This is a genomic window from Bartonella taylorii 8TBB (assembly GCF_902825155.1).
In the GTDB taxonomy this organism is placed as follows: domain Bacteria; phylum Pseudomonadota; class Alphaproteobacteria; order Rhizobiales; family Rhizobiaceae; genus Bartonella; species Bartonella taylorii_A.
In genome coordinates, this window is sequence record NZ_CADEAG010000174.1 from 1 (window position 1) to 410 (window position 410).

1 protein-coding gene is annotated in these 410 nt (G+C 52.9%); it reads left to right on the forward strand.

Annotation, left to right across the window (positions count from 1 at the left end; all coding sequences use genetic code 11):
* Window positions 1-410 (forward strand): DUF637 domain-containing protein (locus J7R13_RS09165; protein ID WP_208438337.1); only part of this gene is annotated, 410 nt, incomplete at both ends.

Genomic DNA, 410 nt, shown 5'->3' on the forward strand with positions numbered 1-410 from the left:
CAGCATTGTTTCGTCGATGTTAACGGCGGGCTTAACCAGCAAAGTAACGGAAATGGCCGGTGTTGGACAGTCTTTACCCAAAACGGCTCCTTTTGTCGATCGCATTACCCGTGAAGCAGAAAAGAACCTGATCAAAGCAGCCATTGGCACGAGCGTTCAAACGGCTCTTGAGGGCGGCTCTTTTGACAAGAACTTTTTTAACAATCTGCGCATCGCCATGTCTGATACGGTTGGCAAGACGTTGGCGGAAGAAATCGGTACTGCCAAGGCTGAGGGCAAAATAGACACGGTCACGCAGATCGTTGCCCATGCAGGACTTGGCTGCCTAAAAGGCGCTGTTGCGAGTGGCGCTTGCACTGCCGGTGCTGTGGGGGGTGCTGTAGGCGAAGCCACAGCTATGCTCCAGTTTA